Raw genomic sequence first — 20663 nt, forward strand, 5'->3', positions numbered from 1 at the left:
AAGTTGAATACGCTATGTGTTTGGGTTGGTTGCAGTGAGTGCTGCCATTAAGTCTTGTTGTGTAAACGGTTTGGTTAAATACCCATCAGCGCCTAATTCAAGGCACTTTTGCTGAGTGGCTTCGTACGCATCAGCGGACAACATGATGATCCGAGTTGACTCTGTGAGCGACATGGTATTTAGTAAGGCGAGTACTTCGTAACCATTCATTTTTGGCATATTAATATCGAGCAAAATCAAGTCGAATTGTTCAGATTTATTAATTACTTGAAGCGCTTCATAGCCATCGGAAGCTTGTTCAATTGTAGTGCAGAATGCAGCAAGCATTTTGTTGGTAATGACCAAGTTTAGAGCGTTGTCATCAACCACGAGCACCCGTTCAATAGTGGGCATATTAAACACTGACAGAGTGGGGGCAGGTTCCTGTTGTGGCTGCATTTTATCAGCTGGCATGGTGATATGTACTTGCGTGCCTACTCCTAGCTGAGACTCAAATTTCAGTTGATAGTTTAATAGTTCACACAGTTGCGCGACGACTTCAAGCCCTAATCCACTGCCACTTACCATGTCTTCATAAGAGTTAACTTCTTGCTTGTATGCTTGAAAAATGGTGTCGACGTCTTTGATGCCGACTCCGGTATCAATGACGGAAATAGTGCAAGTATGTGCTTTTAGCGTAGCACTTAACGTCACTGACCCTGACTTGGTGTATTTGATTGCGTTGCTGACCAAGTTGCTCAAAACCTGTGTTAGACGTACTTTGTCTGTTTTTACAAAGACATGTTGGGCGTTGTTGGTATCGATTTCCAGTGTTAGGTTTTTCTCTTTGGCCGCTGCATCGTATAACTCATGGATATGACTAAATACGTTACCTAAAGCGACTTTTTCTATGCTTGTTGAGAGCTTTTCAGCATCTAGTTTTGCCAGTGTTAAAATGTCATTGAGCAAGGATTGTAGTTGCTCACCACAGCTTAATATGGTGCTAATATCTTGTGCTATTTTTTCGTTGTTAACTGCACTTTTAAGGGTGCCTGCGATACCTAAAATGCCAAATAGCGGAGTGCGGATCTCGTGAGACATACGAGCAAAAAAACGCTCTCTGGCTTCAAGTGCTTCTATTGCACGGCGCTCGCTTTCTTTAATTTCTGTGATATCAATATGCGCCCCGATCATTCTAATTGGGTGATTGTTGTCATCTCGTATGATAAGGCCACGACAACGGATCCAAATTGTTTTTCCTGTTGCATGTGTATAACGAACGATTTGGTCGTAGGGGTAGCTGGGGTCGGCTTTGTGCTTTTCGAAGTTTTCAAGTGCTAACTTGAGGTCGTCTTGGTTGATGATATTTTGCCATTCAGATACTTCATGTTTTTTGGTGTTTGGGTCATATCCTAAGGTTTGCCAGAGTTTTGGGCTCATCCATTCTTCTACCGGGTTTTCAAGATCCCAATACCAAAAGCCATCAAGAGCTGATCCAGCCACAAAATCGAAAATTTCTGGGTGTTTTTGTAGCTTTGCGTACAGTTCCTTTTCTAGTCTGTGCACAAGGCCCCTCCAAAGTTAGACTAGTTGCTAGTACTAGTATAGTCACAACATAATTTGGCTGCGTGACTATTGCATGTTTAATATACAGTGAGACCGGGCCTCACCTCAATATATTGCATGTTGGCTGATTACAAGGAAATTTGCGTAAAACTGCCATATAAATATCATTTTTCTCTTGTACAGTGGGCTTTATTAAAGTATGCTGACCAACTTGCTTATGAAACTCACAAAAATAAGCAGTAATATGTCTTACCTTGATCCAGTCAGTCATAGTTTTAAAGTTAGCGCCTTACTGCGTCTGTTTTGAAATTATCAATTGTGCAATCATGCAATGCCATGGTTATAAATGCCGCCACCAAGTGGGGCAACGATTCAGCAGACCTTAATAAGGCATCATGTAAATAAATATCCGTGCAGCAATACCCTGCAATGAGATATTAAAGTTAAAAATGAGCGTTTTATTATGTCTTACTTATACCAAGGACAGCAGGTAGCGATCACGTTGCCGGTCCATTCAATTTCTATGAATAAATGCCGCATGGCTGTTAAACATCAAGATGGCTTAAGCTATATTGATTTTGCCAATTCTGCCGATGCAAAAGGCTTTCTAAACTGGCTGGGTAGCGCGAACTAACCCAGCAAATCCTTGCTTTGTTGGCACTGTGTTGTATCCAACAAGCCATTTATGGTTTTTCGCAAAGCGGTTTCAGGCATAAAGCCAATATGATAGGTCACGAGCGTACCTTCGCTATCCAAAATAAATAATTGGGGTGTACTTTTCACCGTCAGAGACTGAGATAACCTACTTGGAAAAGTGGTTATGGCAAACGGGCTCTGGTAGCGCTTCATTTCTCTTTTCAATGAATGTTTGTCACCGCCAGTTGCCATCATCATGGCTGCGAATTTCTGACAGTGTTTTGGTTGTTGCTCAATCATACGAGCGATTAACTTATGCTGCTTTTTACACCAGCTACACTGAGGTTGCACCAGTAAGAGAGCTAAAACTTGACCGCGATATACTGCCAGCGTTGAAGGTGCGTTCGGTGTTATCGGGGTGAGTTTAAGCTGATAGAAAGGGCTTGATGCCATGGCGCCCATTGGTGCCAACAGCAATATCACCAACACACAAAGGTGTTTAAAAGTCATAATCAAACCCTAAATACGCAAGCCGACCTCGCATCGGAGCGTAGATAAAGGTGACGTCATAACCCCCTTCGCTATCAAACAAAAGCGGTGACTCTTCGTCGGCTGCTTGGTTGTAATCAAGCGCATTGTTCATACCTACATAGAGTTTAATATCCTCAGAAAGTGCATAGCTGACTTTAAAATCCAATATGCCGTAACTTGATACGTCAGTTTTTTTAGCGTGTTGCGCTTGTGTATCATTAAACCCTTCATACCCATAGTCACTCAAATTGCGACTCGGTACAAAAAGGTAGTTTGCGTTCACAGTCCAATTTGCCTGTGCAAATTCAAGATTCATGCTGGCGCGCTTTTCTGTTGGCGCAATGCCAAAAGACGACTTAAAGGCGTCATTGTAGCGATAGTTTTCAATACTGGCGCCCAGTTGCAGTTGCTCCAGTAACTGATAGCTCACAGCGAGATCCCAAGCCCACACATCTGCTTGTTCCGTCAGCTGTCCAAGCACAGGTGTGCCCGCCTCATTGTGGGAGAGTGATGCCAAGTTATCTACTTGGGTATATGCCACAGACAGAGTTGCGTTGATCTTATCTGCGCTGTGGTTGAGTGAATAGTTGTAGCCAGTTGAGCGTTCAACCTCGTGTACATCCACGAGGTATCCTTTTTCGGCATCTAAAATTCCATGATCACTTTCAAAGAAAGACAAAGGGGCGCGATAGCCTTGGCCTATAGACAAGCGAGAAATCCAATTTTCGTGATGAAACCAGCGCATATCGATACGCGGTGAAACCAGCGTTTCATCTATTTCGTCATCGCTGGTTTGGTTAGCGATAAAATCCGCGGTGATGCGATCAAATCTAACTGCCAGCGCTAGCTCAAAATCAATGGAGGGAGTGTATGTCTCTTGGATGTACAAACCAGACACGGTGTAATCGAAACTATCAGACATATACAGTGGGTTATCTGCGAGCGCGGCACTGTGGCTGCGCATTTGCTCATCGCGGTTATCCATACCTACGGTGATAAGGTGCTGATCGTTTATGGCATAGTATAATTTTGCCGCGAAAAACTGCATATCATCTTTGGCCCAATAGTCGATGCTTTCATAAAAAGAATCTTGGATGTGTTCAACGTTGGCATAGCTGATATCCAGCGTCAGCTGATCATTGATGCTGTGTAAAATGGAAAACAGCCACTCCTCTCTTTGCGTATCGACCCACTCTGCGGTTTCCCAAGGGTGGCCAGTATATCGTCCATCCACAGTGTTATCAGAGAATAAGTTTGCCGCTTCGCCGCGAGTTACACTGGCAAGTGTTTCTGCAATTGAGCTGGTGGTATCGCCTAGTACAGGGCCGCCAAAGACTTCGGAGATACTGCGCCCATAGCGGATTTTGACAGAAGTATCTAAAGACAGGTCATGACTTAGGGTAATGGCTATAGATTGGTTGTCGAGTAACGGTGATTCGCTGACGCCATTGTTGTCTCCATCAAATTGATCGCGAGTGTTCTGTTGAGCAATGGCACTGATGGCACTGTGTTCATCTTCACTGATGCCCATTGCAACCATGGAAACTTTTCTGTATCCCTGATTACCTGTTGCCATTTCCAGCTCAGCCGCATTTTTACTGGGTTTTTGCGAGACTAAATTGACTGTACCGCCTATTGCTTCAGGCGCGGTGAGCGATGCACCTGCGCCTCGCGCGATTTCAATGGTGCCAATCCCCGCCGTAGCAACACTGTCCATACCGTAAAAACCAGACAGCATGGTATGCATGGGAACACCATCGACAAGAACATTGGTGTGCTCGCCTTTCATACCGTTGATCATAACGCGCTTTGCGCCACACATTGAGCACTCGTTTGATACTCGTATCCCGAGCGCTTTATCTATTGCTTCCGTTAAATTCGAAGCCTGCATATTTTTTAATTGCTCAGCATCAATCAGTTCTGTTTTCGCGATGCTGTCTTTCAGTATACCGCGTGATTGAAGGCGTGCTTGTACGCCCTGTACTTCAATGTGCTCAAGAGCATTTTGATCAGTTGATTTTGCCAATGCAGCAGGACTGCTTAGCAGGGTGGTCGCCAAGAGAGAAGGATACAGATAATTCACGTGTTGTTATTTTATGCATGATAATGATTATCATTTATATTAAGCTTTTATCACTTTAGACTGCAAGCAATAATTTATTTTATTGTTGTGATTAGAATGTTCTTTTGTAGGTCTAGATAAGCATAAAAACAGAAAAATCCGTATTTTTTACTGGACTTAAATTGGCGTTGGCACAATTTAAGCCCTAAATTTACTAAGCGGATGTGACGAAAAGGTGAATGAATGAACTTTTTAGCGGGGCTGACGATACGACAGCGACTTTCAGTTGGATATGGCGCAATTTTATGTTTGATGATCATATTGACTGGGATAGGTATTAAGGATGTCAACTTTATTGATGATACCTTGGCACAAATGACCGATGTCAATTCGGTAAAGCAACGTTATGCAATTAATTTTAGAGGCAGCGTGCACGATACGGCGATTGCCATTCGCGATGTGGCTATTACTAACTCCGATGCTGAATTAAGCCAGTTCGAACGAGAAATCGCAGAACTAGAACGCTTTTACGTCGAAGCGGAAAACAACATGGCACAGATGAAATCTCAGGGTGTGCCATTTAACGATAATGAGCGGCGAATATTGAAAAGCATCGCAGATATCAAAGTCACGACGCGCCCCTTGGTTGCGCAAATTATTGCTGACAAACGTGCGGGTGACAATGTCGATGAGGTGGTTTTACAGCAAGCGCGCCCCGCTTTTATAACCTGGCTAGCACGCATTAATGAGTTTATTGACTATCAAGAAGAGGCCAATCAAATTGCAACGCCAGAAGCGCGTGCAGTGGCCGGGGGCTTTGGCCAGTTTATGGTTGGCGCTACTTTACTGGCAATCGCGGTGAGTGTGTTTATTGGCTTAATGATTGCCAAAAGTATTCGTGAAGCACTCGGAGGAGAGGTGCGTCAGGCTGAAAAGGCGCTTTCTGCGATTTCGCAAGGTGACCTTACTCAGAGCATGTCGACGGATTACCCCAACAGTATGCTGTCTAAATTGTTTGATATGAAACTGCAACTAACGGAAATCGTATCAAAGATTGTAGGTGGATCGGCTGACTTAGCAGAGCAAGCCAAGGTGGTTTCTACGGGCTCTGACAATATTTATGCTGCGGCGCAGCAGCAAGCGTCATTGACGCAGCAGACTGTTGTAAGGCTGGAGAATTTACGTAGCAGTATCGATCATGTCAGTGAGTTGACTACAAAAACGGAAGAAAACTCGGAGTCGACCGTTGAGTTTGCAGACAAAGGTCGTGATGCGATAGCAGCGAGTGCAGCAGAGATTGTGAAGATTGCCGAAACCGTCAATGGCACGGTTGCACAAATTAAAAAACTAGAGGCCAATACAGAACAAATTGGTGGTATCGCCAATGTGATCAGTGGTATTTCAGAACAAACCAACTTATTGGCACTCAATGCTGCCATTGAAGCTGCGCGTGCCGGAGAATCAGGGCGCGGTTTTGCTGTGGTGGCGGATGAAGTCAGACAGCTTGCCAAACGCACCGGGGAAGCAACGGCACAAATAGAGGCCATGATAGGGGAAATCCAAAAAGAAACATCAGCTTCTGTTGAAGCCATGGAGCAGACCCAGCCTCAAGTCGAAAATGGTAAAGCCTTGATCCAGCAAGCTACTGAGTTGTTGCAAAGTATTGATGCCCAAGCCAGTGATTCATTGCAGCGAGTTCGAGAAGTCGTACAAGCAAGTACCGAGCAAGTGGGCGCAATCTCTGAAGTATCAGAGGCGATGAATTCTATCGCGGCGATGTCTGATAACGCCATTGAAGTGACTGAAACCAATCGAGATGCAACACAAAAACTGGATGCGTTATCGGCAGGTATGCGCAGTGCCATCGGCTTTTTTAAAGTGCGTTAGTCATATTTGAGTTTATGAGTGCAAAAAGGCGGTTGCGCTTGCGAGTCTTATTCGGTTTGGAGAGTCAGGTAACATGTTTCAACTTGTCTACATCAGCAAGGCGAAAAAGCGATTTACTGAACAGGAGCTGTTGAAGATGATGTCACAGTTTCGTCAACGCAATGCAGCCAATGGTATTACTGGGTTGCTGCTGTATGACGGCAAAGGCACCTTTGTCCAATTGTTGGAGGGGGAGGCCGCGTCTGTGAGTGCACTATATGCGTGCATTTGCCGAGACCCACGCCATGAAAGAGTGAACAAGTTACATGAGCAGTATGTTGAACAACGTCTGTTTGCGCAGTGGCAAATGGGTTTCAGGTGTGTTGAAAGTTGTGACATTGATAAACACGAAGGTATGTCAGAGTTTTTGAATCAACAAGACAGTTACGGTTATTTACAGCATAACCCCGAGTTTTCTATTCAGTTACTCCACTATTTTAAACAGTGTTGATGAGGCTGATATTGCTTAACAAACTAAAAGGTGTTGATTATGAATCAACTAAAAATTGCACATAGAATATATTTCATGAGTGCTATTCAGCTTGCGATGTTGTTGTTGGTGAGTGGAATAGCTTTAGTGCAAATGGCTAAAATTGGCTATGAGCTAATTGATATAGCGGAGGAAGACATCCCCTTAAATAACTTCCTTACGCAGATAACGGAACATCAATTAGAGCAGGCCATTTTATTAGAGCGCATGTTGTTATATAAATCTTTGGCTGATGCCAATCACCCAGGGTATGACACAAAAGTTCAGCAATTGTCATTAAAATTGTCTGATTCAGTGGAAAAGGTCGATAAAGAAATCAAAGATACACGGGCTTTTGCCACCAAAGCAATTACTTTGGCGCACTCACAAGAAGCGGCCAAGAAATTTCAGCAGGTACAACAGGAGCTTGATGTCATAAACAAGCATTATGCGCAAGCTAGCAGAGATATAACTGCGTTAATGCAACAGCTAACACAGCAGCCTTTGATTGAACTTATGCCTTTGGTGAAGCAGATCGAGGCAGAAGAAGATCAGTTAAAAGATGAATTGATAGCCGTGTTGGCAGATGTTCAGGAGTTCACTCAAAAAGCGACGCTACAAGCGGAGCACGATGAAATTTTGGCCATTAAATTGATTTCTGTTGCAGCTGTATTTGCCATTGTTGTGGCCATAGCCTCCGCACTGCTGATAGGTCGCTCTATCACACAGCCGTTAGCGGCATTGATTGTAAGGTTAAAGTCAATTTCCAGCGGTGACGGCGATCTGACCGTGATGTTGGATGACTCAGCAAAAGATGAGACTGGCGTTATGGCCAAAGAGTTTAACAAATTTGTCTCAGGTCTAAGGGAAACCATTCAAAGTACCAATGAAGTGGTGAAAAGTTTGGGTAGCTCATCGGAACTGGCAATGAATGTGATGCGTCAAACTGAGCAAAGTGTCACGGAGCAAAAGCAGCAAACAGAGATGGTTGCCGCGGCTGTATACGAGATGACCACCACCACCCAAGACATGTCAAAAAGCACGGCCCACGCCGCTGAAGCAACAGCACAAGTGCGTGAAAAAGTGAATGCCGGTAAGAGTATTGCCACTCAGACCAATCAAATTATTGAGAATCTAGTGACTGAGCTTAATTTAGCTTCCGATGACATCGGTGAATTAGTCGAAGAGACCAACAACATAAGCTCGGTATTAGAAGCGATACAAAGTATTTCAGAGCAAACCAACTTATTGGCACTTAACGCGGCGATTGAAGCTGCCAGGGCGGGTGAAACGGGGCGTGGCTTTGCGGTCGTTGCGGATGAAGTTCGGACCTTGGCAACACGCACTCAGTCGTCAACAGCCGATATTCAAGATTTACTTGAACGACTCAAAACAGAGGCTAATAAAGTCGTGAGCAGTATGGAAAAAGGCAAAACGAGCGCGCATAACTGCTATCAAAAAAGTGAGCAGACACAGCAAATGTTGGACTCAGCTTCAGATGCAATAGAGCAAATCAACGATTTAAATACTCAAATTGCAACAGCGACTGAGCAGCAATCGATGGTGGCAGTTGATATTGATAAAAATATAAACAATATCAATGAATTGGCAAAGGAAACCGCGCAGGGGGCAAGTGAAACCGCCGACGCGAATCACAATATAGCCAAGCGTATTATTGACTTGCATACCAATTTTAATCGCTTTGTCACCGACTAGACTAGGCAGGAAAATTTATCGATTTGTCATTTTATATTCACCAAGCGCTTTTTATAGTGAAAAAAAGCAATGTAGGAATTTGAACAATGAATGACAGCAAAGCGGGCCATATTGCATTGGTATGCATCGTTTGCTTACTACTAGATCAAGGCTCAAAGTGGTGGGCCAGTGACAACCTTGTAGCTTGGCAAATGACCAGTTACTTAGGCGATATGGTGCGCATTGGTTACACCGAAAACCTAGGTGTCTTTTTGTCGGTAGGCGCTGGTTTCTCTCCTGAGCAGCGAATGGTGCTATTTATTGGTGTAGTCGGTCTATTTTTATTGGCATTACTGAGTTATATGGTTAAAAGCCGAGATCTGTCCAAGTTGCAATTAACTTCTTTGTCTTTAATTTTTGCTGGTGGTATTGGTAACTTGCTTGACCGTATTTTTAATCACGGTGCGGTGATTGATTTTATCAATTTAGGGATTGGCTCTATCCGTACGGGAATTTTTAACATCGCTGATGTTGTTATTTTGATTGGGGCGATGATGATTATATTGTGTACCCCCTTTCAATCTGCGCAGCTAAAGTGATACTTGACGGCATCGCAGTCATCTGTTTTGCACTGTCGTAAATGTCCAATTTTTTCTTTGTTGTTTCATCGTAAGCTCTTGTTGTCGAAAAAATAAGGAGTAAGCGATGATTTCACGTACACAACTATATTCTAACTATCCATTTATTCACACCGCGTTAGCCCAGCTGGGAGAGCCTGCCGAGCAGTCTCTTCCTGAAGCTACGGTTCACCTAATTCGACTCTATGTATCGAACATCAATGGGTGTCAATTTTGCCAAGAGATGCATGACGAAGCACTCAAAAAAAGTGCACCTTCGAAGTTGTATGAACGATACAAAGTAGCGTTATCGAATTCTGATTTATCGTCCCTAGAGGCGTTTGACCAAGCTGCGTTGTTGTTGGCAAACAGAGTGACTTCGGCGTCCTCCTGTGAGCTTGATAAATGCTTTCAACAACTATTGAGTGAATCACAGCAGTTGGCGATTATTGGCTTAACATTGCAAATTAACAATTGGAATCGTATCGCGATAGGCCTTAATCTTTAACCTGCAATGACAACTGGGCTAGATCAGAAATGTTGTTGTTATAAACCTGTTTAATTTTGAGCGGATTTAAATGGCACCAAGTGTTGCTGCTGAGATCTTTATAGCTAAAACTAGCTTGGCCAGTTCGCCAGTTGTCATTCAGCAGCATATCCAGTTTGATATAGTGACATGATACGCCTTGACGTGGTGTACATACCTGGGGTTGCTGGCCAAGTAAAGTGATAGCGATACACTGTGAACCTGACGACTGCTGATAGTGAAATTCACCATTAAGGTGAAACATGAGGTCGGTATAATCACTTTGTGTAAGGTGTACTTTAGCGCGCCCAGAAATGGTTTTATCTCCTACGTAAACAAGCAGAGAGATTTGGCAAATTGGCTTAGCCGTATCATTACCAAGTATATAATTGGCTAGAAAAAGTCCGTTAATACCGCAAGATGTTGACAGCATGCCAGCCCCTTAACTGAGTTTACTATCTAGACTGCTGCACATATTGCTGCAGTCTATTCAATTATTGTTACTCTAGATTGGGCAGTGGGTTTATGCCATTACAGCTAATTACAGTATTATTTATGTAAGTGTGTATTTACAAACTTATAGAGCGTAAACATAGATAAATGCAGCGGGTGCGGCAAACCCGGCAATCACTAACCATCCCCGAGGTCCTAGCACTCCGCGTTTACCTTTGATCATAAATAAAGACGACAATGCTAAGTAAATGAGCAAGATTGCATAAAAATCTGAAAACCACATCCAAGCGGCACGCGCCTCATTGAGGTGTAATGCGTTTAGTTGCCGAAGTAAAAGACGCGGCTTGACTTGCTCCACGATCACCTTATTTTGGTTCGGGTAAAGGTATAGAGTAGACTCCTGTAAAAACAACTTATACGTCGTCTGATCTTGCCAGAAACGGGCTTTGATGGTGTCGTCCAATGCCAATTTTTGCAGTAGTCGGGATTCAAAAGACTGACTCTCTAACTCTGAATTTTTTAGTTGCACAGAGTGAGTTGTGCGCGAAACTTGATAGTTGGAATTGAACTGATGGATATGATTGAGTGCTATTCCTGAGATTGCAAATACGAGGGTCATGCCAATACAAAAATAGCCAATATCTCTGTGCAAGCTGCGATTGAGTTTGAACCATGACATTATGCAGGTTAGTCCTCAATGGTCACAGCTGTAGGAATGAAAAGGTGCATTACCTCTGGAGTATCAACTGGGCTTAGGTTTTGTGCAGTGCGCTTTTGGTTGGTTTGTTCAAGGGTCAGTGGCTTTATTCTCAATGTACCGGTAGCGTAGGCTGTTTTTCCTTGCGCTGTCATTGGAAAAACCATGTCTCCATCGCGCACTTTCACTCTTAAAGATTGAAACTTTTGATCGCTGGCAAGTTGCATCCAGCAACCACGTTTTTTGCAGACTCTCGTGATAGTACCTTGGATCGTAGCAGTTTGAGTTGTATACCTTTGCGCATCGTTCAGTAGCTGAGAAATGGTCACCAATTTACTTTTGTCCGCACCACCGTTATAAGTTTTACCGATAGCCAATTGGCTAAACATTAATGCACAGACCATCATGGCCAGAGTTGTACCCGCTTTCATATCTTTTCCTTAATCTAAGTGTATATATGGAACAATAAGTTACGACAAAGAGCAACATATTGGAACAGTGCTCAAACTAACTTACTAGGTAATTGGTATTGGTTTTATTATAACTTTTAGTTATTTGGTTATTGCTTTCAGTGATTAGTTTAATTATTCTAGCTGCGCATTTCAAATGCGATTTATAATTATTATCATTTGGAGGTATATAAGGACATGAAATTTACACTCTCAGTGCTGCCATTTAGTTTACTTAGCGCGGCAGTTTCGACACAGACGTTTGCCAACTCCTCAAAACCCAATAACATTGATGATGTGATTGAAATTCACGGGCATAAATTGTCAGTATTAAATAAAGACGCAGCTGGCTCTGTGACTGCAATGGACAGTGAGGCTATAGCGCGTCGTCAACAAGCTGAACTGACCCAAATATTACGTGAGATCCCCAGCGTTGAGTTAACAGGTAGTGCGGCACCATTAGCTGCGCAACCCAGTATCCGAGGCCTTTATGGAGAGCGGATCCACATATCAGTTGACAACGTAAAGAGAAAAATAGAATCGGATGGTGGCCGTAACTTGGCGTCGATCAATAGCTTAGGTGTTGACCCAAGTCAGCTAAAGCAAGTGCAAGTTTTACGTGGTGCTGATTCGCTCACAGTGGGGTCAGGGGCAATTGGTGGTAGTATTCGATTGACGACCAAGGATGCCAGTGACTACTTAGATGGTGCAAAAGGGGTGGGTTCCCACGTTAGTATTACTCATCAAACAAATGGTGACAGTAATCAGATCACAGGCTCTCTTTTCGCACTGTCAAATAATATGGATACCGTATTGCACGTCAGTACTGTGCGCTATTCCGATATCGATGTGGTGGGCAGTGAAAATCTGGGCAGTGATGAGCAAGAGATTGCCGACGCCGCCAAATTGGACACCATTAAAAACGATTCTGAGCGACAAAATATTGCTTTAAAAAATACGTGGTTTATTGGTGAAGCACATAGTGTGCAAAGTAAAATTGACTGGTCTAAAACCCGCTCTGATGATCAACCTTATAACTTAGATGCCAGTTTAGGTCTTAGATACCCAATGTTGTCAAAAGATTTCAATAATGACTACTTAGAAGTCGCTTCAACATATGTATATCAGCCTGACAGTCGCTATGTAGATTTTGATGCTCAATTGGTGTACTCAGATAAAGACTACGAAGAAAAAACAATGGGCTATATCACGCGTCGCGGACAGCAAATCGACTTTTCGGGCAGTGAATTTGGCAGCACTAAACGCTATGGTGCAAGACTGGCTAACCTATTTGACTTAACCGATGCTTTTGACCATCAGGTGGCCGTCGAGTTGAATTATGATTTTGAAAAGTTTAGCCAAACAGAATTCGATGCTGAGCAAATTCAAACATCTGAATACGGTGACAGTGATGCTCAAAATATTTCTCTGTCAGTGATAGATCAAGTGTCATTGGTTGACGACTCCATATTGATCACGGCGGGCATACGGTATGATGGGTATAAACGCAGCAGTGACGTGTACACCCAATATGATGATCATGACGATGATGAACTTTCCAATGAACTCGGTGTGACATTAAAGCTAACCGATTATTTCAACATCTATGTGAAATATGCCGAAGCATTTCGCGCGCCATCGGTACAAGAGCTGTATAAAAAGCGTGAGTGGCGCTGCCATATCGGTGGCAAATTCTGCTACAACGAGCCTCAACCCGACTTAAAACCAGAAGAATCGGAAAATTTAGAGGGCGGCTTTGGTATCTTCTTAGATGACCTTAATTGGGGTGATAAGTTTGAACTGAAAGTACTTCACTTTGATAACAATATCACGAATTTTATCGACAATGTCCCCTTTATGTATTACGTCGATGCGCAGGGGGAAAAACAGCAAGGGTCACCAGGCCCTAAGCCAGCAAATGGTATTCCTGTGGCGACGCACCGTGATTATAGTGCAAAAAACATTGGCAAATTAGTGAGTCGTGGGTGGGAAGTAGAACTTCATTATGAGCTGGGAGCGCTGCGTACCTACCTGGGATATTCAACAATTAATATGGATGCGTATGGTGTTCCAAACTTCTTTTTAGGCACGATAGAGACTGACAAACAACCCTATTCAGAAGCACCTGCGGACAAACTCAATTTAAGCATCCAGTATGCTTTGTTCGATTCTTTAGAGCTTGGTGCACAAATGCTGGCTTATCGGGCTCAGCAGCGTTTAACTGAAGCATATCTTGAACGCGGTTATGGCACGGACTCTTACCAAGTGTATAACTTGACTGCAAAGTTCCAAGGCACAGGTTATTTCTCTGATCTGGTTGTCCGTGCAGGTATCGATAATGTGACAGATGAGCGCTATTTAAGAGCACCAGCGGGGGAAGCGAATGACCCGAGTGAATTAGGACGAAACTACAAGTTGACTTTGAACTATACCTTCTAATTGAAATCTGCTGATATTTGTAGGCGGATCGACTCGGAGAGTTTAATTGCTGGTAACGGGTGGCTGTGAGGGACGTGTGAGAATGTAGGTCAAAGCCAGTATTTCAATGACAGCCACTATTATCAACACATACCAAGGAGCGGTACTAAAACACAGTGCAATATAGCCTATCAGCATACCGATACCTGCTCCCCATTTCCCCTTGGGAGGGACTACTTGATATTCTCGCCATGCGACAAGGGAAGGACCAAATTTGGGATGTGTTAGCAGCCAGTTTTCGAATTTTGGTGATGAGCGTGAAAAGCAGGCAAGTGCTAGGATAAAAAAGATGGTAGTAGGCATCACGGGCAAGGCCATGCCAATAAATCCCAATCCTACAAAAATGATGCCTGCTGCGTGCAACCAGAAACAGCGGTTAAAAAGCTTCTTCATAAATAGCTGTTTCTCCTTGGTTGTATGCGCCGATTTAAAACAATATTCGGCCTGATTGCCTAAATACCGAAGTGGTTATGCAGTATTTTAACAGCAGACGTCTCTCCATTATAGACGAAAAACGTAGTTAATTATCCTAATTAAAAGAGAATATTCTTTTGAAAGGCCATAAAAATAGCGTTTGTTTTCATGGCCTTTGAAGATATCTTAGAAGTAGTAACCTATGTTGATATTAAAGCGTCTTTCTACGTCGTCACTTTGTCCTGAAAGTGTACCGCCTACAAAAGGTTGGTTTTTAGCGTGAACCAAGTCAACGTACGAGAAGATAGGGCCTGCGGTGACAGCGACCCCAGTCACATTCATCCATGAATTATTTGATTCATCCGACTTGTTGTAGATGGCACCAAAATCGTTATATAGCTGAAGGTGTGTGATAGGGCCATAGTTAACTGATAAGTTGTAGGCTATATTTACACTGCTCGAGGTTGCTTCGGTTGGCATGGTGTCATAGGTTGCATTAGCTGCTATCGCAATACGCTGCGTTGCATCGAGTTGATAGTCGTATTGGCCATGTTGCAATTGCAGGTTCCAATTGCCAAGGTTGCTGTTCAGGTGCACAGCCCACGCTTGATAATCACCAGCACTATAATTGCCATCATGTAAGCCACCAGATAAAGCAGATACCCCGATTGCTGTTGAGCCTGTTCGGTGCTCTAGATGGTATGCGTAGCGCGCGACAAAGGTGTTTTGTTCAGCTAATTTAGAGGCTGGAGCGTCATAGATACCTTCATCATCGGCGCGAATACCGACAATATCGATAGAGTATCTGTCTTTGCGGTCTTCCACATAGCCGTCAATCCCTCCCAGCTCATCATTTTTGAAAAAGCCTAAGTCTAGTTGCCAATTATCGGCGACTTTTCTTCGCATCACGAGACCCATGTCATAGTCGTCTTCCAGGCCCAAATAATAATTTGGACTCATAAAAAAACTGTGAGAGTTGTAAGGGTCATTACCAAATGGCACTTGTGTTAAGCCGAGCTGTGTTTGCCACTGAGGAGTGATGTCGTAATCAAGGTAGGCATATTTAACAACACTCATATAGTCAAAGAAGCGAATCTCCGCATTGACACCGATGTTGGCAATCTCACCAGACACGTTAAAGCGAAATACATCAAAGTCTAAATCTCCACCGCGGTTTTTAGTATCCTCGTCATAGGAGTTTGTTGAGTAGTTGACACGGATAGCACCGCCAACTTTGATACCGGACTCTGAATTGTCTTTAGCTTCCTCTTCAGCTGCTTGATTATTTTCTAATTGTTGTATTTTTTGCTCTAATTGTGCGAGCTGTTGTTTCAAGGCTGACAGTTCACTATTGGCCGAAAATGCATGAGGCGTGGTCACTAATAGCGCGCCACCTAAGGCGATTACTTGTCTAGTACTTCTTGACATTGATTAGACTATCCAGAGGGTGAGAATTAACAAAGGCGCAAGACTAACCCACAATATTTATGTGTGCAAATTGGCGGAAATTGCAAATTTTCATGGTTTGTAATCGGATTGTATCGCAGTGGTAAAAAGGATTGGGGGTTGTCAGGTTATTGCTTAAATTTTGTTACCTTTACGGTCTATTTAGAACGTTCTAGGTGTTACTTTGTTCACAAATTTATTTATTTCTATCAATGTGTTGCTGTGTTCTTTGTAAACGAATCATCAATATTTCGCTAGACGTGTTTTGTACTTTTAAAAAAATCAGTTTTTATTACTTTTTTGGCCAAATCGAGATATTTGGCCACGCGACAAACGACTGTCTAGAAGTAGTATCCAAAATTGAGATTAAAGCGACGCTCTGTGTCGTCACTGTCCCCAGCAATAGAACCGCCGACAAAGGGCTGGTTCTTGGCATTAACAAAATCTAGATAAGAAAAAAATGCCCCTGCGGACATGGACACTCCCGTGACATTCATCCAAGTGTCGCTGCTATTATCTGATTTGTCGTAGATGATGCCGAAATCATTGTAAAACTGCAGCGCATTGATCGGGCCAATCTTTACTTTCATGTTATATGCGACATTAAAGTTAGACATGGTTGCCTCGGCAGCAATAGAGTCATAAAACGCATAAGCACCCACGGCAATGCGGTTGATACCTGCGATATCGTACTCATATTCACCATGTTGCATTTGCAGATTCCATTTACCAATGTTGGCATTTAGGTGCAGCGCCCATGCTTGATATTCTCCTGCTTTTTCAATTCCGTTGTGCAAATCGCCCATGAGGCCTGAGACACCTAACTCCGTTGTGCCGCCTTTGTGTTTAAAATGGTAGCCATATCTACCTGAAAACGTATTGTACTCGCCCAGCGGCTGAGTTGGATCATCGTAGATCCCTTCACTTGCGCCTCTTGCACCCACGATATCATAGGAGTAACGATCGCTTCGCGACTCAACATAGCCATCAACGCCACCGAGCTCATCGTTTTTGAAAAAGCCTACATCCAGCTGCCAATTATCGGCCAGCTTACGCTTGAAGAGTATGCCCATGTCGTGATCGTCTTCTAAGCCGACATAATAAGTGGTACCAAAAAACCAGCTATGTGAATTATATGGCCAATTCCCAAATGGCACTTTGGTCATGCCCACTTGGGCCTGCCAATCTTTTGCAAAGTCATAATATAAATAGGCGTACTTCACCGCTGTCATGTAATCAAAATATCGCCACTCTGCATTAAGTCCAAAGCCACCTATATTGCCGGAAAAGTTCAGACGAAATACATCGAGTTCGAAATCGCCACCGCGATTTTTATTGTCGTCATCATATGAGGTGTGGCTGAGAGTGGTCCTCACGGCACCACCGACCTTGATAGTGGAAGCTGGCTTTTTCTCTTTGGTTTTACGCTTTTGTTGTGCTTCCAGTTTCTCAATTTTCTTTTGCAATTTTAGTAGTTGCTGTTTGAGCTCGGCAAGTTCAGCGTCTGACGCTGCAGCCAGTGCTGGCGTCAGCAGCAAAAGGCAGCTAGCTGCGAGGCGTTTACAATTTGTGAGCGACATTGGGGTATATCCTTAAAAGCAGGCGTATCTGACATAAAGCGTAGTTGAGTATTTGATGCTGTCCATTGCCTTGGTGTGCAACGTGACAGGAATTTTTTAATCTTTTTGTATAGTTGAAGATCAACAACTATATTTTTTGAATGCCCACAGGAAGTTTCATTATGACTATTTCTCAAAAGTTACGCCTTGCATTCATCACCGCGATTGTGGTGCCACTGCTGATTATTGCCGTCATCGTTATTTCTCAAACGAGGCAGCTTGCAGTGGATAAATTTGTAGAAATGAGTAGCAGAGAAGCACAGCAAATTGACAATGGGATTAGCATGTTATTTGAGGAAGTGGCCAAAAATGTGACCTACCTGGCCAGTCACCCAGATGTATTGCAAGGGGGTGATCAAGTGTCGATTTATATAGACAATGGCAGTGCTGAGCAGATGTCACCGGATACAGGAACCTCAGTGGAGCGTCGCCTGTATGAGCTCTACAGGCAATTTGGCTCTTCACATCCTGGCATTTCTTATATTTATTTTGGCAACCCTCAAGGCGGGTATATTCAGTGGCCAAAAGGTCAAGTGAGTGCAAGATATGACCCTCGTGTGCGGCCTTGGTACACCACAGGTAAAGCCAGCGGTGGTCAAACGGCACTGACCAAAGCTTATTATTGGGAACCAGATGACACGGCAATTATTTCAACGGTTAAGGCTGTGCAGTCGGGTGGTGAATTGATTGGTGTGCAAGGAATGGATGTATCACTTAAAGGCTTGACGGACATCATCAAGAGTATTCGGTTAGGTGAGACAGGCTATCTTATGTTGGAAGAGGATAGCGGTACTATCTTGGTGAATGCTAAACATCCAGAATATACTTTCAAACATATTGATGAGGTTGAAAATGGCCTCTACACCGAACTAAATCGTGCCCCTGATGGGCTGTTTGAAATTTCTATAGACGGAGTAGATTTCTTTTCCAATATCTATACCTCGAAAACACTGGGGTGGAAGTTTATCGCATTTGTTGAGCAACAAGAGGTGATGAGCACAGCCAACAAAATGAAAGTGACCATCTTGGTGATCAGTGGGATCTTGGTGGCAATTTTTATTGCCCTTGCAACCTATATCGCGAATTTGCTGTCTGGGCCAATTGTCAATGTGAGTGACGGCCTAACTGCTATTTCCCAAGGTGGAGGGGATCTGACCAAACGATTGCAAGTGTCCACACAAGATGAGACTGGAAAATTAGCAGAGAGCTTTAACCAGTTTTTAAATTTAATTGCGCAACTGGTACAGCAAATCAATCACTGTGCTCAGCAGGTGAATCAAACTGCGTTGACAACCGCAGGACAGGCGGATGAACTGACAGGGTCAACCAGTGCCCAGCAGCAGTCTTTAGAAATGGCGGCGACAGCCATCAATGAAATGGCGGCAACGGCTAATGAAGTGGCATCAAGTTGTGCCAATGCGGCTGAATTGGCGACACAAACTCAGCACGCTTCCGAACTCGGCCAAACCGTGATCACACAAACGGTGGACAGTGTCGCAGAGTTATCCGGTGTAATAAACCGCGCAACCTCAGATATCACCAAACTCGATAGTGAAAGTGAAAATATTATGTCGATTTTGAGTGTAATACGCGGGATAGCAGAGCAAACAAATTTGTTGGCATTAAATGCGGCGATTGAAGCGGCAAGAGCCGGAGAGCATGGTCGTGGTTTCGCTGTGGTCGCAGACGAGGTGCGGGCATTGTCACAGCGTACTTCTGAATCAACAGAGGAAATCGCCTCTCAATTGGATAAACTGCGTAAAATGACAGAAGGTGTGTCGTCAGACATGACAAATAGCCTAGAAACAACCGAAAAAACAGTTGAACTGACTCACTCTGCGCAAAATCAATTCGTTGAAATTACGCAGTCCATTCAAAATATCAGTGATCTCAATACCCAGATCGCAACTGCGGCAGAAGAACAGCAGCATGTAGCGGAAGATATCAATCGTAACGTGGTCGAGATTAAAAACGCCGCCGACAGTGTCTCTATGATAGCCAGCGATACCTGTGACAATGGTGATAAAATGACGGGCCTTTCTAAGCAACTTACCGAGTTAGTAGGCAAGTTTAAAGTTTAGTTGATAAATTATGCTAACGTGCTGTTATTTTATACAAAATTGTTGAAGATCATTCATAGTGAGCAATTCATGTTTACTCTGTGGAGACGGCTCGGTAATGTAAGGACAGTTGAATAAAATTTAAAGGTGGATCATGGAATTTTCCGACTCAGTAAAATTAGCAAGAACTGATACCGGGCTAGAGTATTTTGAGGTTAATAGCCCCCTGTGTCAGGCAAAAATATTTTTACAAGGTGCGCAAATTACAGAGTTTACCCCGAATGGTAAGAGCGACTTACTGTGGGTGTCGGCAGATGAGGATTATCAAGAAGGAAAATCTGTACGCGGCGGTATCCCAATTTGTTGGCCTTGGTTTGGCGTGCATGAAAACGCAGACTGGCCAGCTCATGGATTTGCACGAAAAATTGTGTGGCGTGCTGAGCAAGTGACTGAAACATCGGAAGCTGTGCGCATTTCACTGTCGCTACCCATGATGCAAGTTGGCAGGGAGTATTGGCCACATGAATCTAAATTGGAAGTCGAATTTATTTTGAGTGAACAATTAGAGGTAAGGCTGACGAACACTAACTTAGGTCAATCACCTTTTTCATTGACACAAGCGCTACATACCTATTTTCCAACCTCCAATATTAAAAACACCACAGTTGACGGTTTGCAAGGGGCAAAATATATCGAGTTTGGTGAAGGGCCTTTTGCGCAATCAGAGCAGGTTGGGTTTGCACGAGAAACCGATATGGTTTACACGCAAGCGGCGCCAGTTCAGTTTATCCATACGCCAGAAGGCACTATTGAAGTTGGCCGTGAAAACTCGACATCTTGTGTACTGTGGAACCCTTGGATTGACAAATCTAAGCGTCTAAGCAATTTTCAAGACGAAGAGTACTTGAGCATGCTGTGTTTAGAAGCTGCTAATGTACTGGAAGATATTGCAACTGTCGAACCTGGTCAAAGTCACACGTTAACTACAACAATACGCTGGTGTTAAACTTTTCCAATTAGCTTGATTGACGTATCCTAAC

The 20663-nt window shown here is 43.5% G+C and carries 18 protein-coding genes; 9 read left to right on the plus strand and 9 right to left on the minus strand.

From position 1 onward, the window contains the following. Positions 1–12: 12 nt before the first annotated feature. Complete coding sequence (locus MHN81_RS25000) at positions 13–1545, minus strand: PAS domain-containing hybrid sensor histidine kinase/response regulator (RefSeq protein ID WP_239427050.1); 1533 nt, start codon at positions 1543–1545, stop codon at positions 13–15. Positions 1546–2008: 463 nt separating this feature from the next. Here MHN81_RS25000 and MHN81_RS25005 point away from each other — a divergent pair, with 463 nt between their 5' ends. Then, positions 2009–2179: a hypothetical protein gene (locus MHN81_RS25005; RefSeq protein ID WP_023400276.1), complete on the plus strand. Its 171-nt coding sequence runs from the start codon at positions 2009–2011 to the stop codon at positions 2177–2179. Here the strand turns inward: MHN81_RS25005 and MHN81_RS25010 are convergent. Both MHN81_RS25010 and MHN81_RS25015 read right to left on the minus strand, forming a co-directional pair. Continuing rightward, positions 2176–2691, minus strand: a complete 516-nt coding sequence (locus tag MHN81_RS25010; protein ID WP_239427051.1) for a thioredoxin family protein — start codon at positions 2689–2691, stop codon at positions 2176–2178. The two genes, MHN81_RS25005 and MHN81_RS25010, sit on opposite strands and share 4 nt — an antisense overlap. Next, entirely contained in the window at positions 2681–4795 is a 2115-nt protein-coding gene (locus tag MHN81_RS25015) for a TonB-dependent receptor (RefSeq protein WP_239427052.1), read from the minus strand. The genes MHN81_RS25010 and MHN81_RS25015 overlap by 11 nt, the downstream gene beginning before the upstream one ends. 222 nt (positions 4796–5017) lie before the next feature. Between MHN81_RS25015 and MHN81_RS25020 the strand changes: the two genes are divergently transcribed. The 5 genes from MHN81_RS25020 (at position 5018) to MHN81_RS25040 (ending at position 9989) form a co-directional block, all read left to right on the plus strand. Then, the gene (locus MHN81_RS25020) at positions 5018–6661 is read left to right on the plus strand and encodes a methyl-accepting chemotaxis protein (RefSeq protein ID WP_239427053.1); all 1644 of its coding nucleotides are present in this window, start codon (positions 5018–5020) and stop codon (positions 6659–6661) included. A 73-nt stretch (positions 6662–6734) separates the two neighbouring features. Beyond that, the gene (locus MHN81_RS25025; RefSeq protein WP_239427054.1) at positions 6735–7151 is read left to right on the plus strand and encodes a BLUF domain-containing protein; all 417 of its coding nucleotides are present in this window, start codon (positions 6735–6737) and stop codon (positions 7149–7151) included. 39 nt (positions 7152–7190) lie between these two features. Then, entirely contained in the window at positions 7191–8885 is a 1695-nt protein-coding gene (locus MHN81_RS25030) for a methyl-accepting chemotaxis protein (protein ID WP_239427055.1), read from the plus strand. A gap of 86 nt (positions 8886–8971) precedes the next feature. Continuing rightward, positions 8972–9463, plus strand: coding sequence for a signal peptidase II (lspA, locus tag MHN81_RS25035; RefSeq protein WP_239427056.1), 492 nt, complete (start codon positions 8972–8974; stop codon positions 9461–9463). Positions 9464–9569: 106 nt separating this feature from the next. Then, positions 9570–9989, plus strand: coding sequence for a carboxymuconolactone decarboxylase family protein (locus MHN81_RS25040; protein WP_239427057.1), 420 nt, complete (start codon positions 9570–9572; stop codon positions 9987–9989). Here the strand turns inward: MHN81_RS25040 and MHN81_RS25045 are convergent. The 3 genes from MHN81_RS25045 to MHN81_RS25055 form a co-directional block, all read right to left on the minus strand. Beyond that, entirely contained in the window at positions 9979–10440 is a 462-nt protein-coding gene (locus tag MHN81_RS25045; protein WP_023400268.1) for a DUF1842 domain-containing protein, read from the minus strand. The two genes, MHN81_RS25040 and MHN81_RS25045, sit on opposite strands and share 11 nt — an antisense overlap. A gap of 144 nt (positions 10441–10584) precedes the next feature. Next, positions 10585–11139, minus strand: a complete 555-nt coding sequence (locus MHN81_RS25050) for a PepSY-associated TM helix domain-containing protein (protein ID WP_023400267.1) — start codon at positions 11137–11139, stop codon at positions 10585–10587. A gap of 8 nt (positions 11140–11147) precedes the next feature. Further along, positions 11148–11588, minus strand: a complete 441-nt coding sequence (locus MHN81_RS25055; RefSeq protein WP_239427058.1) for a DUF4920 domain-containing protein — start codon at positions 11586–11588, stop codon at positions 11148–11150. Between the two features lie 216 nt (positions 11589–11804). Between MHN81_RS25055 and MHN81_RS25060 the strand changes: the two genes are divergently transcribed. Next, the gene (locus MHN81_RS25060) at positions 11805–14045 is read left to right on the plus strand and encodes a TonB-dependent receptor (protein WP_239427059.1); all 2241 of its coding nucleotides are present in this window, start codon (positions 11805–11807) and stop codon (positions 14043–14045) included. Between the two features lie 42 nt (positions 14046–14087). Here the strand turns inward: MHN81_RS25060 and MHN81_RS25065 are convergent, their stop codons facing one another. The 3 genes from MHN81_RS25065 to MHN81_RS25075 form a co-directional block, all read right to left on the minus strand. Then, positions 14088–14477, minus strand: coding sequence for a YbaN family protein (locus MHN81_RS25065; protein WP_023400264.1), 390 nt, complete (start codon positions 14475–14477; stop codon positions 14088–14090). A gap of 207 nt (positions 14478–14684) precedes the next feature. After that, positions 14685–15926, minus strand: coding sequence for a carbohydrate porin (locus MHN81_RS25070; protein ID WP_239427060.1), 1242 nt, complete (start codon positions 15924–15926; stop codon positions 14685–14687). 359 nt (positions 15927–16285) lie between these two features. After that, positions 16286–17524, minus strand: a complete 1239-nt coding sequence (locus MHN81_RS25075) for a hypothetical protein (protein ID WP_023400262.1) — start codon at positions 17522–17524, stop codon at positions 16286–16288. A gap of 161 nt (positions 17525–17685) precedes the next feature. Between MHN81_RS25075 and MHN81_RS25080 the strand changes: the two genes are divergently transcribed. After that, the gene (locus tag MHN81_RS25080) at positions 17686–19644 is read left to right on the plus strand and encodes a methyl-accepting chemotaxis protein (protein WP_023400261.1); all 1959 of its coding nucleotides are present in this window, start codon (positions 17686–17688) and stop codon (positions 19642–19644) included. Positions 19645–19777: 133 nt separating this feature from the next. Further along, the gene (locus tag MHN81_RS25085) at positions 19778–20629 is read left to right on the plus strand and encodes a D-hexose-6-phosphate mutarotase (protein WP_023400260.1); all 852 of its coding nucleotides are present in this window, start codon (positions 19778–19780) and stop codon (positions 20627–20629) included. Positions 20630–20663: the final 34 nt, after the last annotated feature.

The organism is Pseudoalteromonas sp. Of7M-16 (genome assembly GCF_022347805.1).
Taxonomy (GTDB): domain Bacteria; phylum Pseudomonadota; class Gammaproteobacteria; order Enterobacterales; family Alteromonadaceae; genus Pseudoalteromonas; species Pseudoalteromonas luteoviolacea_F.